Here is a 20,611-nt window from a genome sequence, read left to right as displayed (position 1 = left end):
GTTTAGTTTTCAAAGAACTAATTTGGAGCGGGTGATGAGAATCGAACTCACGACATCAGCTTGGAAGGCTGAGGTTTTACCATTAAACTACACCCGCATTTATTAAATTTCGTCTGGTCGGGAAGACAGGATTCGAACCTGCGACCCCTTGGTCCCAAACCAAGTGCTCTACCAAGCTGAGCTACTTCCCGATATAATATGGCGCGCCCGAAAGGAGTCGAACCCATAGCCTTCTGATCCGTAGTCAGACGCTCTATCCAATTGAGCTACGGGCGCATATTAAAACGTGATTCGAAATCAGCGACTTTTCTATCATAACACCTTAGATTATCAATTGCAAGTGTTTTTTTAAAAGTTTTTTTGGTGCGGTCGAGAAGACTCGAACTTCCACGGGATCAACTCCCACTAGGCCCTCAACCTAGCGCGTCTGCCATTCCGCCACGACCGCGAATAAATCAAGCACAGTGCGGGTGAAGGGACTCGAACCCCCACGTCAAAGACACTAGATCCTAAGTCTAGCGCGTCTGCCAATTCCGCCACACCCGCATATGAATTTGAAAAATGGTGAGCCATGAAGGACTCGAACCTTCGACCCTCTGATTAAAAGTCAGATGCTCTACCGACTGAGCTAATGGCTCGTAAAAGAGATTAGTGAATAATGTATTAACGTAATCGAATTGAGTACATCTACGACGTCCCAATCTCAGAAAGTAATTTCAAGTAGCAGCTCGATTGGTACGCTGAAGCTTATGCTTCGAAGTTTACTCGTTCGTGCTCTACCGACTGAGCTAATGGCTCGTTATAAATGGCTGGGCTAGCAGGATTCGAACCTACGAATGACGGAGTCAAAGTCCGTTGCCTTACCGCTTGGCTATAGCCCAATGAATAATCTTCATGAATCCTCATCTTTGAATAAGCTTCATGAATCTTCTCCGCAAGAGGATATTCTGAAAAATTTCAGCAGGAAATTTTGCGGAATATCGTCGATAACACTAATTGTATATGCTCATACCAATATATATATCATCGACATATCAAGAGTTCCCATGGTGGAGGATGACGGGATCGAACCGCCGACCCCCTGCTTGTAAGGCAGGTGCTCTCCCAGCTGAGCTAATCCTCCATTTAAAGAGATAGAAATGGGAGGTAGGAATTAGAATCCTACATCCCATGATTGTATGACCCGTACGGGATTCGAACCCGTGTTACCGCCGTGAAAGGGCGGTGTCTTAACCGCTTGACCAACGGGCCATTTTAAACTGGCGGAGAAGGAGGGATTTGAACCCTCGCGCCGCTTACGCGACCTACACCCTTAGCAGGGGCGCCTCTTCAGCCACTTGAGTACTTCTCCATTGGCTCCGCAGGTAGGATTCGAACCTACGACCGATCGGTTAACAGCCGATAGCTCTACCACTGAGCTACTGCGGAATATTGTAGCGACATTATTTATTATAAAAACAGACTTTCTGATTGTCAAGAGCATCTGTTATTTATCTGTATTTTGTCTGTCCGGTTTCGCGGCGACTTTTATAATTTATCACAGGAATAATCTTGAGTCAATATTTTTTTACTTGTACTAATTTCCCTGAGCATTTCCCACAAACATATCGATTTGTATCGATTCTTCTTTTTCTTACATATCCTATCCCACAGTTCTTACAGGTATACAAATATTGGGTTGAAGCTTTTTTTCTTTGTACAGATTCTAATGGTTTACAAAATCGGGGGGCATCTACGGCTTTTAAGAGATTCCGAAAATCGCGATCACGATGTTGATATCCCTTTCCTTCAAGATGCAAATGATAATGACAAAGTTCGTGTTTGATAATTCCTACTAACTCGTCAATTCCTCGTTCTTGATAGTATTTTGGGTTTAACTCGATATTGTGCGATTTCAGCAAATACCTTCCGCCAGTCGTTTGCAATCGATTGTTGAAGGATGCTATATGAAGGAATGGTTTTCCAAAGAACTCGAGAGAAACTTCTTCTACAATTTTTTGCAACTCAAACTGTTCCACTTTTTTTCTTCCTCTCCATCCTTTTCGAACAGGACGTACTGTATTTGCATACACTATATATACTCAAACGTATAGTTTGGTAACTCTAACATTATAGTATCATTCTTTTTGTTTTTCGAGGATAAAAGATTATTGACGAGGAGGTTATGGGGTTATGCCTACTTGGCTTCAGAACCAAATGAAACGTGCCTATTATGAAAAAAATCGATACCAAATTAAATTATTGAATCAATGCTGGTATTTTTATAGAAAAAAACACTGCTCGTAAAAGCAGTGTTTTGTGTTTTAACTTTGTGGCGGCAGCATAGTTAGTGCGACTCGGCCTTTTTTCACATCGACATCATCGATCCAGACGGTTACGACATCACCAACTGAAACAACATCAAGTGGATGTTTGACAAAGTTTTTACTTAGTTTCGAAATATGCACAAGGCCATCCTGCTTTACTCCGATATCAACAAATGCCCCAAAATCTACAACATTTCGGACAGTTCCTTCAAGTTCCATTCCTTTTGCAAGATCTTCAAGCTTAAGGATGTCTTTTTTTAGTAATGGTTTTGACAGTTCGTCACGAGGGTCACGTTCTGGGCTGACTAATGCTTCTGTAATATCGTGAATGGTGATTTCACCAATACCCAATTCAGCAGCTATTTCCTCTGGAACGATGGACGAGATGGCTTCTTTTAGTTTTTCCGTTCCTAAGTCATTGCTTGTTAAACCGAATTTGGCAAGTAACTTTTTAACCTCTTTATAGTTTTCTGGGTGAATTCCAGTGCGGTCTAACGGCTCGTTACCATCAACAATACGCAGGAATCCGATACATTGCTCATAGGTTTTTGCTCCAAGACGCGGAATATCCTTTAATTCATTTCTACCCTTGAATTTGCCTTGTTCCTCACGTTTTTTAACGATGTTATTGGCAACTGTTTTTGATAGGCCTGCTACATATTGCAGTAAGGATGGGGATGCGGTATTCACATTTACACCAACCTTGTTAACAACAGTTTCAACGACAAATGTCAGTTGATCATTTAGCTTTTTCTGAGATACATCATGTTGGTATTGACCAACACCTACTGACTTCGGATCGATTTTCACAAGTTCAGCTAACGGGTCCTGGAGTCTTCTTGCAATCGACACAGCGCTTCTTTCTTCGACATGTAAATCCGGAAATTCTTCACGAGCAATATCGGATGCAGAGTATACACTTGCTCCCGCTTCATTGACGATGATATAGAAGATTTCTTGATTCACTTCTTTTAAAATATCCGCTACAAATTGTTCGGTTTCTCTTGAAGCTGTTCCATTTCCTATCGCCACCATTTCAACCTTAAATTCATGTAAAATGGATTTAATTTTCTTAGCTGCTTCTTCCTTTTTATTCACTGGTGGGTGTGGATAGATTACACCTATATCTAGAACCTTTCCAGTTTCGTCTACTACCGCAAGCTTACATCCAGTTCGGTAGGCTGGGTCCACGCCTAGAACCATCTTCCCTTTAAGTGGTGGTTGCAAAAGGAGATTCCGAAGGTTTTCCGAAAAAATATGGATAGCTCTATCTTCCGCTTTCTCAGTAAGTTCTTTTCGGATTTCCCTTTCAATTGAAGGCTGAATGAGACGCTTATAGGCATCCTCAATTGTTTCTACGATATAAGGAGTTACCGGAGAATTTTCTTTTTTTACGATTTTTCGATTTAAAAAAGTTAAAATTCGATCGAGAGGCGGTTCGATAGTTACTCGTAAGATCTCCTCTTTTTCCCCACGGTTCATCGCAAGAACACGGTGTGGAACGATCCTTTGAATAGGTTCTTTATATTCGTAGTACATTTCGTAGACATTTTTTTCGTCTTTCTCTACATCCTTTACAGCTGTTTCAATCGTTCCTAGCTTGAAGGTTTCATTGCGAATCCATTGACGAAAACCTGCGTCATCTGAAATCCATTCAGCAATAATATCTTTCGCTCCACCAATAGCATCTTCAGCACTCAGAACCTCTTTTTCCTCTGAAACGAATTGGGATGCATACTGTTCAACATCCACATTCATCGGGAAAGCATATAACCATTCCGCTAATGGTTCAAGTCCTTTTTCCTTCGCCACAGTCGCTTTTGTACGGCGCTTCTGTTTGTATGGTCTATATAAGTCCTCGACTTGCTGAAGTTTTGTCGATTTCATAATTTCCGCTTGAATCTCATCTGTTAGTTTCCCTTGTTCAGCAATGAGGCGAATCACTTCTTCTTTACGTGATTCAAGATTTTGCAGATAGGCCCACTTTTCTTGGACATCTTTAATTTGCACTTCGTCCAAAGACCCCGTTAGTTCTTTCCGGTAACGCGCGATAAAAGGTACGGTATTCCCTTCATCTAAAAGATTAATCACACTATGCACTTGCTTTGTTGTAATTCCAATTTCTTTAGCGATGGTTTTCACCATCATGTCATTTGTTTGCAATGTCTGTGTCAAAACTACTTCCTCCTACTTTCACTTCTACCTCTATTTTACCAAAATTGAATCATCCAAGTACGGCTTGTCGAAGCTTTTTAATCGCAATCCGCTGGATGCGGGACACATGCATCTGTGATACACCGACGATTTTCCCTGTTTCTTTTTGACTTTTTTCTTTTATATAAGTGTAGTAAAGAATTCTTTTTTCGCGTGTGGACAGAACATGAAGAGCCTTCTTTACATCTAATTTTTTTAATGTTTTTTCATACGCTTTGTCCTGTCTACCAACTGTTTCTATGATGGTTTTTCCTTCCGAATCCGAATTGATTGGAGTGTCAATCGACTGCGTTTGATAGGCTTGGCCTAACTCAATCGCTTCTAGAACTTCCTTAGCATCAACCTGCAGATGATTTGCAATTTCATGCACGTCTGGCTTTCTTTGTAAAATGGTTGTAAGTTCTTCCTCAGCCTTTATGATCTTTATTCCGAGCTCCTTTGCGCTTCTTGGCACATGGACGCTCCAGGTTTTGTCTCGTAAAAAATGTTTAATTTCACCAATGATTGTTGGAATCGCGTATGAGTGAAAGCTTTTGCCAATGGAGATGTCAAATCTTCTTATCGCACTTAAAAGTCCAATTCTTCCTACTTGGACAATATCCTCATGGAACGCTTTTCCCTTTGAATATTTCCAAGCGATTGAACGAATCGCTTTATCATACTTTTCAATGATGTCCCTTTCTGATTGTTTTGAGCCAGTTTTTTGGAAGTTCTGTACCAGCTTTTCTACTTCCTTGTTTTTCGGATACGTAGATTGCTTTCTCATTTTTCCACCGCTCTCCTTTTATTTTTTATCATGAAAGGTTGCTCGGGATATTCCCTTATTATGTATTTCTTTAGAAAAGATGTGATTTCCTTCACATTTTAGGATTTGTTACATAAGTAAAATGTTTTTGTAATATAACATGTGCTGGAATCCACACAAAATAAAAGAAGCTACCATCGGGTAACTTCTCATAGACGATCGCATATAAATAATAAATTAAAAATCGATGAGTCCTAAACTAATCTGTAAGGCATCATCCACTCTGTCCATCATCTCTTCATCGAGATGCGTAATCTTATCGGTTAGGCGCTGCTTATCGATTGTACGAATTTGTTCTAACAGGATAACTGAATCACGCTCAAATCCATATCGCTCAGCATCTATTTCAACATGTGTTGGAAGCTTTGCTTTTTGAATTTGCGCAGTTATAGCTGCGACAATGACTGTGGGACTAAACCGATTCCCGATATCGTTTTGGATGACAAGAACAGGACGAACGCCTCCTTGCTCTGAGCCAACAACTGGGGAGAGGTCTGCAAAATAAACGTCGCCACGTTTTACAATCAAATGATTACCCCCCGCTAACTAAGCGTTCTACGGTGTGGTCAGCCTCAGATTCAGCCAAAAAAGCCTCCGATGCAATAGTAAGGTTAATTTTCGCCATTTCCATATAACCGCGTCTCATTGATTCCGTGATCTGGCGCTTCTTTCTCTCACGTAGATACATTTTTGTAGCCTGATAAATCAGTTCATTACGGTTACCGTTTTCTTGTTTCACTAGGCCATCCAACTCACTAATTAAGTTTTGTGGTAATCGTACTAGAATTTCTGTTGTTGCGCTGGATTCAGACACAAACATACACCTCCACCAACTTGCCACCATATTCTACTCCAATCTTAATAATACCATTATTATGATTGGATGCAAAGCTTAATCCATAAATGTTTATCTTAGTATCGACATTTAGAATTGGTTTTTATGCACATCTTTTACAAGCCTTCCAAAATCTACATTCTAATCCGCGCATAAAAAAAGAATGTACCCTCATTTGTACAACCAATGTACTAATTTTTCTACTAGTAATGTCTTAATAACGGATTTCTCACTTCAATTATTCTCTTATTTCTTAAAAAAATACGCGGAACGCGAAAACTTATTGAGCAAGTAACCTCATAATTGATTGTTTCAAGGACCTTTGCAACATCGTCAACACTAATGAATTGATCGTTTTGTCGACCAATCAAGGTAACTTTTGTGCCGACTGGAAGTTTCTTTGGAAGACGGACCATAAATTGGTCCATACAGACGCGACCAATGATTTGACACCGTTCACCGTTAACTAAGACATAAGTATTCTGCAACTTCCTAATCCATCCATCTGCATATCCTACCGGAACAGTTCCAACCCATATATCTTCATCTGCTGTAAAGGTTGCGCCGTAGCTCACTTTTTCGCCCTTTGCAATTTGTTTTACATGGACAAGCTTACTGTTGAAAGAAATCGCTTGTTTTAGTTCATATGGAAGCTGATCTTTTATTTCTAATGATGGGGTCATTCCATACATTCCTATGCCAAGTCTTACTGAATTAAATACCTTCTCTGGAAAACGGTAGCCTGTTGCACTATTGCCACAATGGATCATTTTTGGTTTGTTCGGAATCCACTCAAGCATTTGCACGAATTTCTCATACTGCTGGTCAAAATAGGAGGTATCTATTTCGTCTGCAGTTGCAAAATGAGTAAAAACTCCTTCAAGTTGAACGTGAGGATGTTGCTCGATTGTCGCTAAGATTGTTTCGATTTCATTTTTTTCTCTTACTCCAAGACGGCCCATCCCAGTGTCAAGCTTTAAGTGCAAGTTTAGCGGAGTATTGCCGTGATAGTTTTCGATTACACTATCCAGCCATTCTTGACTAGCGATGGTGAGTGAAATATTCTGTTGTGCAGCAATTTCAGCGTCAGTTGGACGTGATGCTCCGAGAACAAGGATCGGGTCATTGATTCCTGCATGACGTAAGGAAATTCCTTCATCGATAAACGCTACCGCGAGATGGGATGCACCTGCTTCAAGAGCTGTTTTTGCTACCTCAACATCTCCGTGACCATACGCATTTGCCTTAACGACTGCCATAATGTCCACTTGTTCTGGTAAAAAGCTTTTCATGTTTTTTACATTTTCAAAAATACAATCTAAATCAACTTCAACCCACGTATCGCGATAAAAATGGGTAGAATCCATGAGTAAACACCTTCTTAGATTATTGACTATCATATGAATTCGATTATTAAACTTAGTTGTGTCCTTGTCAATGGATGTTTTTTCATACCCATCTTAACATATGATGGAAAAATTTAAATATGTGAGGAAATCTCAATTGCATGGCAAAGACCCCTTTGGGCGGTCAAAGAGGTCTTACCTATTTACGCTATTTAAAAATTAACACCTTACCAACTGTGCCATCATCGCTTTGGCCAACGACACGGAATTTAAGGCCGTATTCAGGAATATTTCGTCCTGCATCGACTAAACCTGGGTTGCTGTAGTCTGCACTGTCATCAAATAATGGTGTGCGTTGTGTGAAGTTGTCCTTCATTGTTACACCTAATAAATCTTTATAATCTAATAGCATTTTCTCTGATTTTTCTAAGCTAAAAGCAGCATCGTGCAGCTGATAGCGTGAAGAACCAACAGCTTTATCACTCCAGTAATTTGTGTGCTGGTCAGCATCCACAACTCCTAAAAAGCCATCGCCAGGGTGCATGCCTGTCCAATTGTTGTCATAGCTTTCATCGACGTACCATACAACTAAGCCTGGGTCAAAAGCCATTAAGCTTGCTCCACGACGGATGTTCTTCAAGCCTTCATCTACACCATTATGGGATCTCCATTCTAATAAATAGTAATGTTTAGAAAGGTATTTGCCATCATGTTTTTCGAATCCATCTAATGTAAATTGAGGGTCAGCCTCTGCACCATCAGAGAACACTTCTTTTCCATCTGCAGTGACTTTTATATTATCCGCAAAAAATCCATCAAGATTTGTTGCCCAGTCTGTCATTGAGCGGAATTGTAATTTTATTTCTTGACCAACATATGCATCTAAATTAAGTGTTTCATTTACCCACCCATTACTTGAACCAGTGTAACCTGGCAGGTTTTCTTTTATTGCCGGGTAGCCGTCAGGGTCTAGGGTTGTCGACGTTCTTTCGCTGGAAAGAGATGTCCAGGTATTTCCGCCATCCGTTGAGACTTGAACCATCGCATAATCCCAATCCTTTTCAATGTTATACCAAGCATCGAAATCAAGTGTTGCACTCGTTTTTCCTGTTAAATCGATAGTAGTGACCATTTTATGGTCAACCTCGTCACCTTTACCACCGTAATACTCAAAGGCACCCTCAGCTGGAGTATTTAATACATTTTCTTTGTCAGGCAAATCAATACGCACCGCATCATTGTTTGCGCCCTTCGTTACAGCTTCGTCAATCCGTACTTCAGTACCCTGTTTTGTAATATCATTTGCATGTAATGTTGTTCCACTTAACCAGTTCCCGCCATGAAGGTTTTGTAGCATTTGTTTTGCGTATGGACTCATTCCAGGCGGTTCTGTACCAGGAATCTTTCCTGCCCAACTGCCCGCTGACATTAGCGACCAGAATTCAATCGCTTCTCCAGCTCCACTATAAATCGTGTCATATTCATCTGGAAGACCTAAATCATGCCCAAATTCATGGGCAAAAACTCCAGCAGCCCCATCTTCAGGTTCAATTGTGTAATCATAGGCACCTAAAAGCCCACCAAAACGGTCACTATTGGATGTCCCACCAGGCACCGCAATTAATCCACCAAGGTTCCAACGGTGTGACCAAATTGCATCTCCCCCAAGAGAACCACCCCCTGCTTCTTCGCCGACACCTGCATGGATTACCATTAGATGATCAATAATTCCGTCCGGCTCATTATAGACACCGTCTCCATCATAATCATCACGGTCCCACACATCATATTCACTTAAATCAACATTTGGATCTGCCCCAGCTTTTTTTAATGCTTCATAGACTAATGTACGCGGACGTGCATCTGATCCATTTTCATCAGGATAATTTCCACCATAATATGCAGCCGGATGGTCTGCCGTATACCAACCCGCTACCGTTCCATCCACTGTGTAACTTCCACCTGATTGTTGTTCATAGTACTGCTTCATGGAAACTAAGGTTTCTCCATTTGGCCCTGTATACCCATTTTCACCGAAAATCATGTTTTGGAAGTGTTCATGGGTATAATCTTCATACCACATGTCGGTTTCTTCTTTTGTAATGGAGCTTTTTTTATAATCAGGGAATTCAATGGCAAGTACCAATACCTTATCGTGGCGAACCTCACCACTATAATTTTCTTCTTCAACAGGACCTACTTTGTTTTTCTTTGCTTGTCCTAGCTTATTTCCGTTCCCATTTTTTAAGCCATTGTCATTTGCTTTATTAGCAGATTTAAGATTTGCATCAAGCCCTTTTGGCAGCTTGTCCTTTGTTTTACCAGAGTTCGCAGCTTTTGCTTGTAGATAGGTTTTCAACCCCTTCTCTGCTTCTGACGGTGAAGCGTCTTTTGGTATTTTTCCGTTTTTCTTAAGCATTTCAATGAGTTTTTCGTCGTTTGCGATTCCCAAATCAATTGGGGAACCGTATGAAGCTAGTTTTGAGGATACATCTGATGCGTCAGCTTTTGGTGCGATTGTTGGACCAGCTAATAGTCCAACGCTTAATGATAGTGCAAGTGCAGTGGAAAAAATCTTTCGTCTCTTCAATTTCATACCCCTCCTATAAACTTGTTATTTCATTCCAAACATTTCCATCACTTATTTGTGCAATCACAGCCCCCTTCAATTAGACAATCCCGCTTAAACAATGTAACAGACTCATCGGAAAAAAATTGTAGAAATTCAATATGTAGAACATTTTTCGTTCGTTAAATTCTACGTTCTCTCAACCTCATCCGACAATATACTTCGGTTTATGAAATAATCAACTAAGGAATCTGTCGAGATTTAAAAAAAGAAAAAAAACAGGCCCGATATTCGGACCTGTGTTCAAAACTTTATTTAACTGATTTACTTTGTACTGTACGGGCCACGGAAATTAACTCCTCTTGAGTTAATTCATCAGAAGCAATCATGAATTCTGCTCCATTGTATGTCCATGAAATAGCTTTATCAGTAAGCGTACCAACTGTGAATCCAAGATCAACAGGTTCCCCACTTAGCGAAATTGTAGTAGCAACCTCTGCAACTCGGGCTCTTTCTTGAATCATTGTGAAGGTTTTCTCGCCACCAAATGTCATAATCACACGTGTGCCATTTTCAGTTTCAATTTTCTTTTCTTCTTTTAGTTCAACACCAGCAAGTGCATCCTCTGAAGGGTAAAGGACTTCAAGTGGCTGCTTATCAACTTCTCCCATAACCGGAATTTCATCTAACGTTGCAGAAGACATATTCTTGTCTACATCAAATGCTGATTTATCAAAGCTTGCGTCAAATTCTACTTTTGTGAACTCCACAAGCAATAGTACTTTGCGATCCGGATCCATCACCTTTACAGATACAGGCGCTAAGTCCTTTTTACTAAAAGTAATTTCTTGCTTTGGCAGCATGTTATTATTTTTATAGTTTGTTTTTGTTTCAAATACATATTGATTCTTTGTAGCGGTGAATTTCGCTTCAGGATCTTCTTTCACGTCATGCACCAAAGATTCAAATAAATAAGCTTGGCTGCTGTTTTCTGGCCAATCACTTTGAAAGCGGAAGCTCTTATTAAGTGCAGGTGTTAAAACAAATACACCTTCTTCATTTCGTAAAATCATTTGACTTTGATCTTTTTCTGCATTTTTAAGGTTTACGCGATAGAAAGTTGGATCCTTATGCCAGATTTCCACCTCGTACACCTGCGGATCATTGCCAGTTTGAAGCGTCATTTTTGCATCTGCTTTATAGCCAGTCATTTTTTGCACCTTGTCATCCAGTGCACTAACTACATCTTCCTGTGATTTTTCCCCACATGCCGCGAGTACAAGGGCAATGAGTAGCCCTAATAACAACAAAAATACCTTCTTCTTCATTTCTTCTTCAACCCCTTTGCCTCTTATCGACTATTGGTTGAGACAAAGTGTAATTCTAGATGAACAGATAAGGAATCGTTCCCGTGCGTATTAGGACCCCCAACATTTTTCTGCGATTTTTCATAACCCCGTTCCAGTTTACAAATGACTGCTTGTAAACTAAGTAAGAAATCACACTGTTCACCATACACGTACACCTTGTCTCACCTACCGCACTAAAAATATATGAGGCAAAGTTGTGTAATATGCAGACTAGCTTGACAAGCTTTCTAAAATTACTTGTGCAACAGCATATTCTTTACTGTGAGTAATTGATAGATGAGCCTTGTGATTCAAGGGCTTGGTAAGGACAGGTTTGCCGTTCTCATCGGATAAAACCTCTATATCTAAAAAGCTTAAGTTTTCGCCAATCCCTGTCCCTACCGCCTTTGAGTATGCTTCCTTGACTGCGAATCTTCCTGCAAGAAACTCAATTTGTCGAGATTCTGATAAGCGAAAAAATTTTTCTTTTTCTCCATTCGTTAAAATTCGTTCTACAAACTTTTTTTGTCTATGTAAAATTTTTTTAATACGTTCAAGCTCGACAATATCGATACCTATTCCAATAATCATTTTAAAAAAATCCTTTCTTCTATATAAAAACTTTCAATCATATGATGGTACAAACTCTTAAAGGATGTTCGCCATCTTTTAAAGAATATAGTACGATATAAGAACTACAAAAAGGAGAATTAAAATGTTTATACGGACTGAAAGTTTTCGTCAATTTCTACGATTATATCCTATTATATCAATTATCATCACAATTCATATCTTACTTTGGCTGTTGGTCTTTTTGTCCCTTCCATTCGGAACAGCTCTTTTGCAGCACATGATTGGGTTTAATTTTTTGATCTCTGAAGGTGAATATTGGAGGCTTGTGACGCCTATTTTCGTACATAGTGGATTTGGGCACATGCTATTTAATTCTTTCTCACTTGTCTTATTTGGACCTGCTTTAGAAAGCATGCTGGGTAAAGTTAAATTCACGATTGCTTATCTGTTAACTGGGATTCTTGCAAATCTAGCAACCTTCTATATTGAGCCACTTGATTTTGCCCATGTCGGTTCATCTGGTGCCATCTTCGGTTTGTTCGGGGTTTACCTATATATGGTTGTGTTCCGGAAAGACTTAATAACTCAAATGAATTCACAGCTCATTATCACCATTTTGGTGATTGGTTTAGTCATGACTTTTATCAATTCAAACGTAAATATTGTAGCCCATATCTTCGGTTTTCTTGCTGGCGCCATTATTGCACCACTTGTTTTACCGAAAACCTCCAGTCAGCCACAAATTATTATGGCAGGTGATTCCTCCTATCGACCACGGATGAGGTTTCCTAAACAGTTTACAATAAAGCATATCTTATGGCTCATTATTATTATCCTGGTGCTACTCGGAATTTTGCTTTAAAACAAACAAGGAGCTAACATAAGTTTAGCTCCTTGTCTTAATCTATCGAAAAATCTTCTGTACTTTTATTTTTGCGTTTCGTGTACCATTCCCAAATGGTCCAGCAATCTGAATCTTCCAAGTCCTTTACTTCAAACCCTTTGCCTGTTACTGCTGATTTAATAAAGGTACGAACGGAACCAAGCTCTTTTTTCCTTTGTAAAAACGATTGTTTTTTATCCATAGATTGAATTCGCTTTTTATGATGGAGAACTGTAATTTTACTGAAAAAACGAAACTGAAGTGTTAGCTGGTCATTTTCAATCGTCCAGCCCGCTACTTTATAGCGGCTATAGCCAAAGATTGCCCCCATCGGTAATAGAAGGAGCCCTAGGTATCCCCAAGAACTAAAGACATAGGACAGCATAACGATTGCCGGGACGAATATGACAAATGGCAGCATCCCCCTGATCATATATCTCCACTTTGCCTTTGATGGTACATAGTGATCAACATTGCGCATCTGGTAATCTGGAACAAAATGATGTAATAAGTCATTGATGGCTGACTTTTTTATTAATGGAAAAAGCACAGTTGAAAAGTCTTCGCCTTTCTCTATTGAGCCTCCTGCACTTTCGATATACACCGTTGCATAGCCAAATGGCTGTCTGATTAGATTTTCGCCAATGCGTATTGCCTGAATTCGCGTTAACGGAATAGTGGTCTGCTTTTTTTCGATCAAGCCTCTCGTAATAAATAGCTCCTCATCACGCTTTACGACTGTAAAATTGGCATAGCGTAATGTCATGATTAAAATACCAACAAACCAAGCGATGAGTAAGAATAGTGCAACTAATACAATGATATAGAATAAGATCGATAGGTTCACATATTTTTCAATCGTAGTATATAATTTTTCAAATGGTAAGTATTCCGCAAACTGGCTCAGGAATGCCAGCACACCAGAGATGACAATTCCGATTCCTCCCGATGTAGAAGCTAGAACAAGCAGTTCCTTTGGTGTAATTTGATAGGTCATTTTCGTATGCTGTGTTTCGGCTTCTTCTGCCTGAACATGTTTTGAACGAGATAGTAGTTCACGTAATTGGTTAGCTTCTTCTTCTTTGATGGCGGTTAGAACTGCTTCAGCCTGCATACCGCCACCAGCTGTTTCCACTTGTAGCTTAACTAGCCCAAATATCCGTTGAATAATTCCCGCCGATACATCGATTGTTTGGATTCGCTCAATTGGAATAAAGCGCTTCTTCCGGATAAACACACCATATTCAATACGTAACTCCCCATTTTCAACTCGATACGTGTATCGATACCAATGTAAAACTCCATATACTAACATTAAAAAAATAACTGCAGAAGCACCTAGAAAATAATACTTTCCTAAGTCATCCCCCGGTCCGACAAAAAAAATAAAAATAAACGGAAGAATCAATTCTTTTAACTGCTTTAAAAAACTGAGAAATCCTGCAACCGGGTGCATACGACGTGGTTCAAACATCATCTTCATCCACCCTCGCTAATCTTGAGATTGAAACACGCAATTGATCTGCTTCCTCCAAATCAAGTGCAGGAATTTCATGGACGGTTGCTGCCGTTGAAATCGTAACGGTAGCTAAATGATGTTTGCGAAGCAATGGCCCTTGCTGTGTATCAACATGTTGAACGCGATTCATCGGGATCACTGTTCTTTTTACAATTAATACTCCACGTTGAAGGTCAATTTCATGCTCGTGTACTTCATATCTCCAGCGCTTCCATTTGAGCTTTGGTAAGATAAAAATTGTTAAAACGGACTCAATCAATAAAAGGATGAGTATTATTGCTAAAATCCAATAGGGCCAATCAAAAATAATCGTTAGAACTAAAACGGTAATCGCAATCGACCAGCCAATTAAAGATGTGATAATAGCAGATGTTTTCCATACTGTTAAGGCACGTTCACTGATCCGATTTTTTGGGATGTCTCTCATAGCCAACCTCTCCCCCATTGGAATAATTTTCATATCAACCTTATCAGTATAAATGATTTTGTCGAAAAATAACATAAAAAAAGCAGTGCACATCCCTTGTGCACTGCTTTTTGCAATTAACTTTCGTTTTTACGGAAGTTGCCACGACGATTGCTGCCACTTGAAGAGTAACGATTTCCGCCTGAACCTTGACGTCCAGCATTTCCACGTCCACGGTCACGGTTTCCACCCTTATAACGACCACGATCACGACCACCACGGTTATTATCACGGTTGTCTCTTTTCACGCGTACAGGTGCTTCTTCAGTTAATTTAACTGGTGTTGAGTCTGGCTCTTTTGTCATTAGCTTAATTGCCGCCGCAACAACAGAAACTGAATCATGCTCCTCTAAAAGCTCTTCAGCGATTCGAGTATAATACGATAAATTATTAGACTCAATCATTGACACGATTTTTTCCATCGTCATTTTTTGTTGACCTTCTAAAGCTTCATCTAGAGTAGGTGGCTTCATTTTGTCCATTTTACGTTTTGTTGTATTTTCAACATTTTTCAGTTGGCCAATCTCTCGAGGCGTTACGAAAGTCATCGCCAAACCATTTTTTCCTGCACGGCCTGTACGACCAATACGGTGTACATAGCTTTCAGGATCTTGCGGGATATCAAAGTTATAAACATGTGTAACTCCAGAAATATCTAGGCCACGTGCCGCAACATCTGTCGCAACTAAGACTTCGATTGACCCCTCTTTAAATTTACGTAAAACAGATATACGTTTTGCCTGACTTAGGTCACCATGAATTCCTTCTGCTGCATATCCTCTTAGAGTTAATGCTTCAGAAAGCTCATCAACACGACGCTTTGTACGACCAAAGATAATCGCAAGCTCTGGTGATTGGATATCTAATAAACGAGTTAACACGTCAAATTTTTTCTTCTCTTGTACTTCTAAGTAGTATTGTTGGATATTTGGTACAGTCATTTCTTTTGCTTTTACTTTTACAACTTTCGGGTCTTTCATGAAACGCTCAGCAATGCGTTGGATTGGACCTGGCATTGTTGCAGAGAAAAGCAATGTTTGACGTTCTTCAGGAACTCCTTTTAGGATTGCCTCAATATCCTCGATAAAGCCCATGTTTAACATTTCATCTGCTTCATCAAGTACTACTGTTTTTACATTTTGAAGCTTAAGAGTTTTACGGTTAATGTGGTCAATTACACGACCTGGTGTACCTACAATGATATGCGGGAATTTTTTTAGTGAACGGATTTGGCGAGTGATGTCCTGTCCACCATAGATTGGTAAGATACGGACGCGGTTAAAGCGACCGATTTTATTAAGTTCTTCCGATACTTGAATCGCAAGCTCACGAGTTGGCGCAATGACAATTCCCTGGATATTGTCGCTTTTTACATCGACATTTTCAATAAGAGGAATTCCAAATGCTGCTGTTTTTCCTGTTCCTGTTTGGGCTTGACCAATTACATCATGCCCTTCAAGTGCTAATGGAATCGTTTGTGATTGAATGGGAGTTGCTTCTTCGAACCCCATTTGACTAATTGATTTCATTAGATCCTGACTAATCCCTAGTTCGTTAAATGCTGCCAATTTTTTCATACTCCTTTTGTAATCTATTTGTACAATGACAAAATTGACTTTTAGACGGGAAATCTGTATAGACACTGGGCTTTCGCCTCGAAAAAATACGATTTTAAGCTGGATACAAATCAATGCATTATGATCGCAAAACCTACACATGATGAAATACAACTGTAGGTAGGCATCTGCCTAGTATTTATAATAGACCAGAATCAAATTCTGCTTAAAAAAAGGACATTCTCCGTGAATGTAACCGGAAGTAATGCCCTTAGGGTTCACGTCCAAAAAGTTAATAAAAGGGCGTAACCAATGGGTTAGACAAGCTCAGCCCTTTTTAACACTGTAGTTGTAATCTTACCACTACCCCATTAGAAATGCAATAAAGCGAAATTCCCAATGGTTAGTATATCCATTCTTTTGATGGTTCATGTAAGAATGAATCTACCTCTTCAAATAGTTTATCCTGATCTTCTCCATAACAAACATGATGCTTTGCACTTGGTAAGAAAAGGAGTTTTTTTTCAGGTGAGGAGATGACCTGATGTAAATAATGTGCGCTTTTTACTGGGACAATTCCGTCGCTTTCTCCCTGCACAATTAAGGTTGGGACTTTGATATGGTGAAGCTCAGGCCGAACCCTTTGTACCAGCTTTCGAAATTCAATTGTTGCTGACAGGGGTGTATCCACAATTTTCTTTTTGTAACGTAAAAAAAGTTCATTTTTATGAAGTGTTTTGTTTAAGCCATCACGAAGCATGATCTTAATATCTGCTACTAGCTGCTTTGGATTGATATAGTAGGCTGCTGCACTTAGTAAAACGAGCTTTTGAATTGGGTATCGCGTTGCTAAATAACCAGCAATGAGCCCACCCATAGAAAAACCGACGACAAACACCTTGTCACATGAATGAAGAAGATCTACTAATTCTTTTTCGGCATGTGTGATCCAGTCCGAGTAATGTGTTCCTTTTAGGTCTAGGGTCTCGCCATGGCCGGGTAAGGTTGGCGTCCGGACGATCCAATCGGTTGAATGGCGAACATGCTCTGCAAGTGGCTCAACTTCATATGGAGCCCCAGTAAAACCATGTATGAACAAACAGCCAATCATGAGGATGATACCACCTTTTAAAATAGTTTTAAAATATTTTTGAAATAATTGTAATGTTTTTGTAACATTTATCGTTTTCAAACGTACTAATAAGTAAGAAGTATTTTTAGGAGGTTATATAATGGACAAGCTATTCAATGAAAAGTCAGACTTTATGAAAGAATTATTCTCATACTCCTTAGGAATCCTACTAACTATTTTAATTATACTGCCATTTATTAACTAGCAAAAAGCTCGGCAATCATCGCCGCCGAGCTTTTTTTACTTTTTGAAGGCAAAAATAACTTCCTCAAGCTTCATCCCTCTTGAGCCTTTTACTAAAAGGATGTCCCCTTCTGATAAAAGATTCCGTAATCCTTCAATAAGCTGTTCTTTATCTTGATACGCAAACACTCGGTCTTGCGGGAACGATTCCCTTGCACCGCTGGCAATATGCCCACCTAATGTTCCATAGGCGAATACAAAGTCGACCTTATCTGGTTGGATAAATCGACCCACTTCCTCGTGGTATTCATTTTCTTTGTCTCCAAGCTCCAGCATGTCACCTAACACAACGATTTTTTTGCCTGCCGTTTGTAAATCGTGAACTAAGCTAATCGCCGCCTTCATCGATAACGGACTTGCATTATAAGCATCATTAATTAATTTCGTTCCGCCTACACCTTCAATTAATTCAAGTCTCATATTCGTGATTTTAATTTGCTTTAATCCACTTTCAATTTGGTCCCAGGATAAACCGAAATGACGTGCCACCGCCATCGCAGCCATCGCGTTGTTCACATTATGCTTTCCGAGGACTGGTACGTAAAATTCCTTTTGTTCCTGTTCATTAATGGAAAAATAGGTACCTTCGGTTTCCTGTTTAATCATCAGTGGATGTAGATTGTTTTGCTTTGTTTCTCCAAACGTTGTGGTTTGGATATTCATTTCTTTTATACGCTCTGTTAATAGAGGTTCGTCCCCATGGTATATGAGTAAGCCTTCTTTTGATAATCCAGCGACAATCTCAAGCTTTGCCTTTGCGATTCCTTCACGGGAGCCAAGGTCCATCATATGGGATTCACCGATATTTGTAATCACAGCCACATTAGGGCGTGCTAAGTGGGTAAGAAGTTCAATTTCACCATAAGCGCTCATCCCCATTTCTAGCACAGCCACCTCGGTGTCTTGTTTTAATCGTAAAATGGTCAAAGGTAGGCCAATATGGTTGTTAAGATTACCTTCTGTTTTTTGAACACGCATAGAAGTTGATAATATCGCGGTAACCATGTCTTTTGTAGTTGTTTTACCATTGCTTCCCGTTATTCCAACGACTTTTATCGAAAGCTCATCACGGTAGCTTTTTGCCAGTGTTTGAAGAGCCTCTAATGTGTCATGTACATAAATAACCGGGACTTGCTTTGGCGGATTTGGCTGATCAATTCCCCACAGTACAGCTGCTGCTCCGTTTTCAATTGCAGCCTCCACAAATTGATGTCCATTAAAGGTGTCTCCGATGATCGGTATGTACAGATTTCCTGGTGTGATGGTTCTTGTGTCAATGGATACACCTTCGATTACGACAGTTTTGTGTTGTGGGGCAAGCTTCTCACCTTTTGCCATTTGTTCAATTTGAGCTAAACTCTTTTTTATCACAAGGTTCTCCCCTTTTCATAAAGAAACACTATTCAGATGGAAGAATAGTGTTTCTTGGTTTTAGATGGTGTACTTGATTGATTGTTTTTCCGTATGACGCTCAATTGCAAGTTCTACTAATTTTTCAATAAGCTCCGGATAGCTGACACCAGCCTCCTGCCATAATAATGGGAACATGCTAAAAGGTGTAAATCCAGGCATTGTGTTGACCTCATTAATGACGACTTCTCCTTCTTTCGTTAAGAAGAAATCAGCTCTTACTAAACCTGAGCAATCAAGGGCCTTGAATGCTTTAATTGCCTCTGTTTTGACGGTTTCATATTGTTCATCTGTAATATCAGCAGGAATAATGAGGGCTGTATCGCCATCTTCATATTTTGCTTTATAATCGTAAAAATCTTTCTTAGGTACAATTTCACCTACAACGGAACAGCTTGGGTTGTCATTCCCAAGGACACCGATTTCGATTTCACGACCAATGATAGCCTCTTCAATGATGACTTTACGGTCAAACATGAATGCTTCTTCAAATGCTTTTTCGAGGCTTTCACGGTTTGTCGCTTTGCTGATTCCAACGCTTGAACCAAGGTTTGCAGGCTTTACAAAGCATGGATAACCAAGTAATTCCTCCACCTTTGCATAGGCTTCATCCGGATTTTGCTTCCATTCATTTCGAATATATGACACATACTTTGCTTGAAGCAGTCCAGCTTGGCCGAAGATATTTTTCATGATGACTTTGTCCATACCTGCAGATGAAGCAAGCACACCGTTACCGATATACGGAATATTTACAAGCTCAAGTAGCCCTTGAACAGTTCCGTCCTCTCCGTTTGGTCCATGTAATAATGGGAACACTACATCAATTGTTTCGTCTTGTTTTGATGACTCTGCAGGGAAAAGCTCTGCATTCAAAGAAACTGGTGAAATCGGGGTACCGGCTTCTTTTAAAACTAGTTTCTTCACGTCATCGACAGGTCCAGTTAATTGGCTTCCGCGAATCCATTCGCCTTCTTCCGATATATAAATGGGATGAATATCATATTTTGAGTGATCTAACGCTTTAATTACAGCTAATGCGGTTTGCAAGGAAACCTTATGCTCAGCTGATTTCCCTCCGTATAGCAAGCCTAGTTTGACTTTCATAAGCTTCCTCCTAAAAAATCAATATACCCTTTATTTTAACATTAACGCGTTTATATTATATAACATTTACATAACATTTCTATAATTTATTACATCTCTTAAGAAAAGTGTCTGTCTAGGCTTGAACCTATTTCTGGAACTTCTGATGAAATTAGGTTTTGGACAGCTATCAGGGGTTCTGCGCTACTCTTGTCCATATCATCCTCACTTTTGGACAACTCTCGCAGGTTCACCACTCTTTTTGTCCATATCACCCTCGCTTTTGGACAGCTCTCATGGGGTCACCTCTACTCTTGTC

Annotated in this window: 16 protein-coding genes, 11 tRNA genes and 1 pseudogene; 2 read left to right on the top strand and 26 right to left on the bottom strand. The window is 39.8% G+C overall.

All coding sequences use genetic code 11. The features are described 5' to 3' along the window. Positions 1-23: 23 nt before the first annotated feature. The 12 genes from V7138_RS12030 to V7138_RS11975 all read right to left on the bottom strand — a co-directional run bounded on the left by V7138_RS12030 (position 24) and on the right by V7138_RS11975 (position 2,018). Positions 24-97: transfer RNA gene (locus V7138_RS12030), tRNA-Gly, on the bottom strand. A 17-nt stretch (positions 98-114) separates the two neighbouring features. Then, positions 115-191: transfer RNA gene (locus tag V7138_RS12025), tRNA-Pro, on the bottom strand. A gap of 8 nt (positions 192-199) precedes the next feature. Beyond that, positions 200-276: transfer RNA gene (locus V7138_RS12020), tRNA-Arg, on the bottom strand. 85 nt (positions 277-361) lie between these two features. Further along, a tRNA-Leu gene (locus V7138_RS12015) sits at positions 362-448 on the bottom strand. Positions 449-465: 17 nt separating this feature from the next. Continuing rightward, positions 466-546, bottom strand: a tRNA-Leu gene (locus tag V7138_RS12010). 16 nt (positions 547-562) lie between these two features. Further along, positions 563-638, bottom strand: a tRNA-Lys gene (locus tag V7138_RS12005). Positions 639-806: 168 nt separating this feature from the next. Then, a tRNA-Gln gene (locus V7138_RS12000) sits at positions 807-881 on the bottom strand. Between the two features lie 166 nt (positions 882-1,047). Then, a tRNA-Val gene (locus tag V7138_RS11995) sits at positions 1,048-1,123 on the bottom strand. 56 nt (positions 1,124-1,179) lie between these two features. Continuing rightward, positions 1,180-1,251: transfer RNA gene (locus tag V7138_RS11990), tRNA-Glu, on the bottom strand. A gap of 9 nt (positions 1,252-1,260) precedes the next feature. Then, positions 1,261-1,351 (bottom strand) — tRNA-Ser (locus V7138_RS11985). A 2-nt stretch (positions 1,352-1,353) separates the two neighbouring features. Then, a tRNA-Asn gene (locus V7138_RS11980) sits at positions 1,354-1,428 on the bottom strand. A 128-nt stretch (positions 1,429-1,556) separates the two neighbouring features. Beyond that, a complete protein-coding gene (locus tag V7138_RS11975) occupies positions 1,557-2,018 on the bottom strand; it encodes a SprT family protein (protein ID WP_335397509.1) in 462 nt (153 codons plus the stop codon). A gap of 154 nt (positions 2,019-2,172) precedes the next feature. On the opposite strand from V7138_RS11975, the gene cmpA reads away from it, so the two are divergent. Beyond that, positions 2,173-2,286: a cortex morphogenetic protein CmpA gene (gene cmpA / locus V7138_RS11970; protein WP_087947091.1), complete on the top strand. Its 114-nt coding sequence runs from the start codon at positions 2,173-2,175 to the stop codon at positions 2,284-2,286. Positions 2,287-2,303: 17 nt separating this feature from the next. On the opposite strand, the gene V7138_RS11965 is transcribed toward cmpA, so the two are convergent. The 8 genes from V7138_RS11965 to acpS form a co-directional block, all read right to left on the bottom strand. Further along, positions 2,304-4,454: a Tex family protein gene (locus tag V7138_RS11965; RefSeq protein WP_335397524.1), complete on the bottom strand. Its 2,151-nt coding sequence runs from the start codon at positions 4,452-4,454 to the stop codon at positions 2,304-2,306. Positions 4,455-4,530: 76 nt separating this feature from the next. Beyond that, the gene (locus V7138_RS11960) at positions 4,531-5,286 is read right to left on the bottom strand and encodes a SigB/SigF/SigG family RNA polymerase sigma factor (protein WP_335397505.1); all 756 of its coding nucleotides are present in this window, start codon (positions 5,284-5,286) and stop codon (positions 4,531-4,533) included. Positions 5,287-5,502: 216 nt separating this feature from the next. Beyond that, positions 5,503-5,853 (bottom strand): type II toxin-antitoxin system endoribonuclease NdoA, encoded by a 351-nt coding sequence (ndoA, locus tag V7138_RS11955; RefSeq protein WP_010284636.1) that lies wholly within the window; start codon positions 5,851-5,853, stop codon positions 5,503-5,505. A 4-nt stretch (positions 5,854-5,857) separates the two neighbouring features. Continuing rightward, positions 5,858-6,139, bottom strand: a complete 282-nt coding sequence (locus tag V7138_RS11950) for a CopG family ribbon-helix-helix protein (RefSeq protein ID WP_010284645.1) — start codon at positions 6,137-6,139, stop codon at positions 5,858-5,860. 224 nt (positions 6,140-6,363) lie between these two features. Then, positions 6,364-7,527, bottom strand: a complete 1,164-nt coding sequence (gene alr, locus V7138_RS11945) for an alanine racemase (protein WP_335397501.1) — start codon at positions 7,525-7,527, stop codon at positions 6,364-6,366. Between the two features lie 187 nt (positions 7,528-7,714). Further along, a complete protein-coding gene (locus V7138_RS11940) occupies positions 7,715-10,096 on the bottom strand; it encodes an immune inhibitor A domain-containing protein (protein WP_438824351.1) in 2,382 nt (793 codons plus the stop codon). Between the two features lie 290 nt (positions 10,097-10,386). Beyond that, positions 10,387-11,403 (bottom strand): LolA family protein, encoded by a 1,017-nt coding sequence (locus tag V7138_RS11935; protein ID WP_335397495.1) that lies wholly within the window; start codon positions 11,401-11,403, stop codon positions 10,387-10,389. A gap of 252 nt (positions 11,404-11,655) precedes the next feature. Continuing rightward, positions 11,656-12,015, bottom strand: a complete 360-nt coding sequence (gene acpS / locus V7138_RS11930) for a holo-ACP synthase (RefSeq protein WP_335397493.1) — start codon at positions 12,013-12,015, stop codon at positions 11,656-11,658. A 124-nt stretch (positions 12,016-12,139) separates the two neighbouring features. Here acpS and V7138_RS11925 point away from each other — a divergent pair, with 124 nt between their 5' ends. Continuing rightward, positions 12,140-12,859, top strand: coding sequence for a rhomboid family intramembrane serine protease (locus V7138_RS11925; protein WP_335397492.1), 720 nt, complete (start codon positions 12,140-12,142; stop codon positions 12,857-12,859). Between the two features lie 37 nt (positions 12,860-12,896). On the opposite strand, the gene V7138_RS11920 is transcribed toward V7138_RS11925, so the two are convergent. The 6 genes and pseudogenes from V7138_RS11920 to V7138_RS11895 form a co-directional block, all read right to left on the bottom strand. Beyond that, complete coding sequence (locus V7138_RS11920; protein WP_335397490.1) at positions 12,897-14,357, bottom strand: PH domain-containing protein; 1,461 nt, start codon at positions 14,355-14,357, stop codon at positions 12,897-12,899. Continuing rightward, a complete protein-coding gene (locus tag V7138_RS11915) occupies positions 14,347-14,826 on the bottom strand; it encodes a PH domain-containing protein (protein WP_335397488.1) in 480 nt (159 codons plus the stop codon). The genes V7138_RS11920 and V7138_RS11915 overlap by 11 nt, the downstream gene beginning before the upstream one ends. 125 nt (positions 14,827-14,951) lie before the next feature. Beyond that, positions 14,952-16,433 (bottom strand): annotated as a pseudogene (locus V7138_RS11910) (DEAD/DEAH box helicase); the annotation flags it as partial. A gap of 391 nt (positions 16,434-16,824) precedes the next feature. Next, on the bottom strand, positions 16,825-17,532 hold the full coding sequence (locus tag V7138_RS11905) for an alpha/beta hydrolase (protein WP_335397482.1): 708 nt from the start codon (positions 17,530-17,532) through the stop codon (positions 16,825-16,827). 261 nt (positions 17,533-17,793) lie between these two features. Continuing rightward, entirely contained in the window at positions 17,794-19,167 is a 1,374-nt protein-coding gene (locus tag V7138_RS11900; protein WP_335397479.1) for a UDP-N-acetylmuramoyl-tripeptide--D-alanyl-D-alanine ligase, read from the bottom strand. Between the two features lie 60 nt (positions 19,168-19,227). Beyond that, on the bottom strand, positions 19,228-20,313 hold the full coding sequence (locus V7138_RS11895; RefSeq protein WP_335397476.1) for a D-alanine--D-alanine ligase: 1,086 nt from the start codon (positions 20,311-20,313) through the stop codon (positions 19,228-19,230). Positions 20,314-20,611: the final 298 nt, after the last annotated feature.

The organism is Bacillus sp. JJ1533 (genome assembly GCF_036965045.1).
Taxonomy (GTDB): Bacteria; Bacillota; Bacilli; order Bacillales; family Bacillaceae_L; genus Ferdinandcohnia.
Note: the sequence above shows the minus strand (reverse complement) of the source record. Positions and strands in the feature narration are given on the sequence as shown.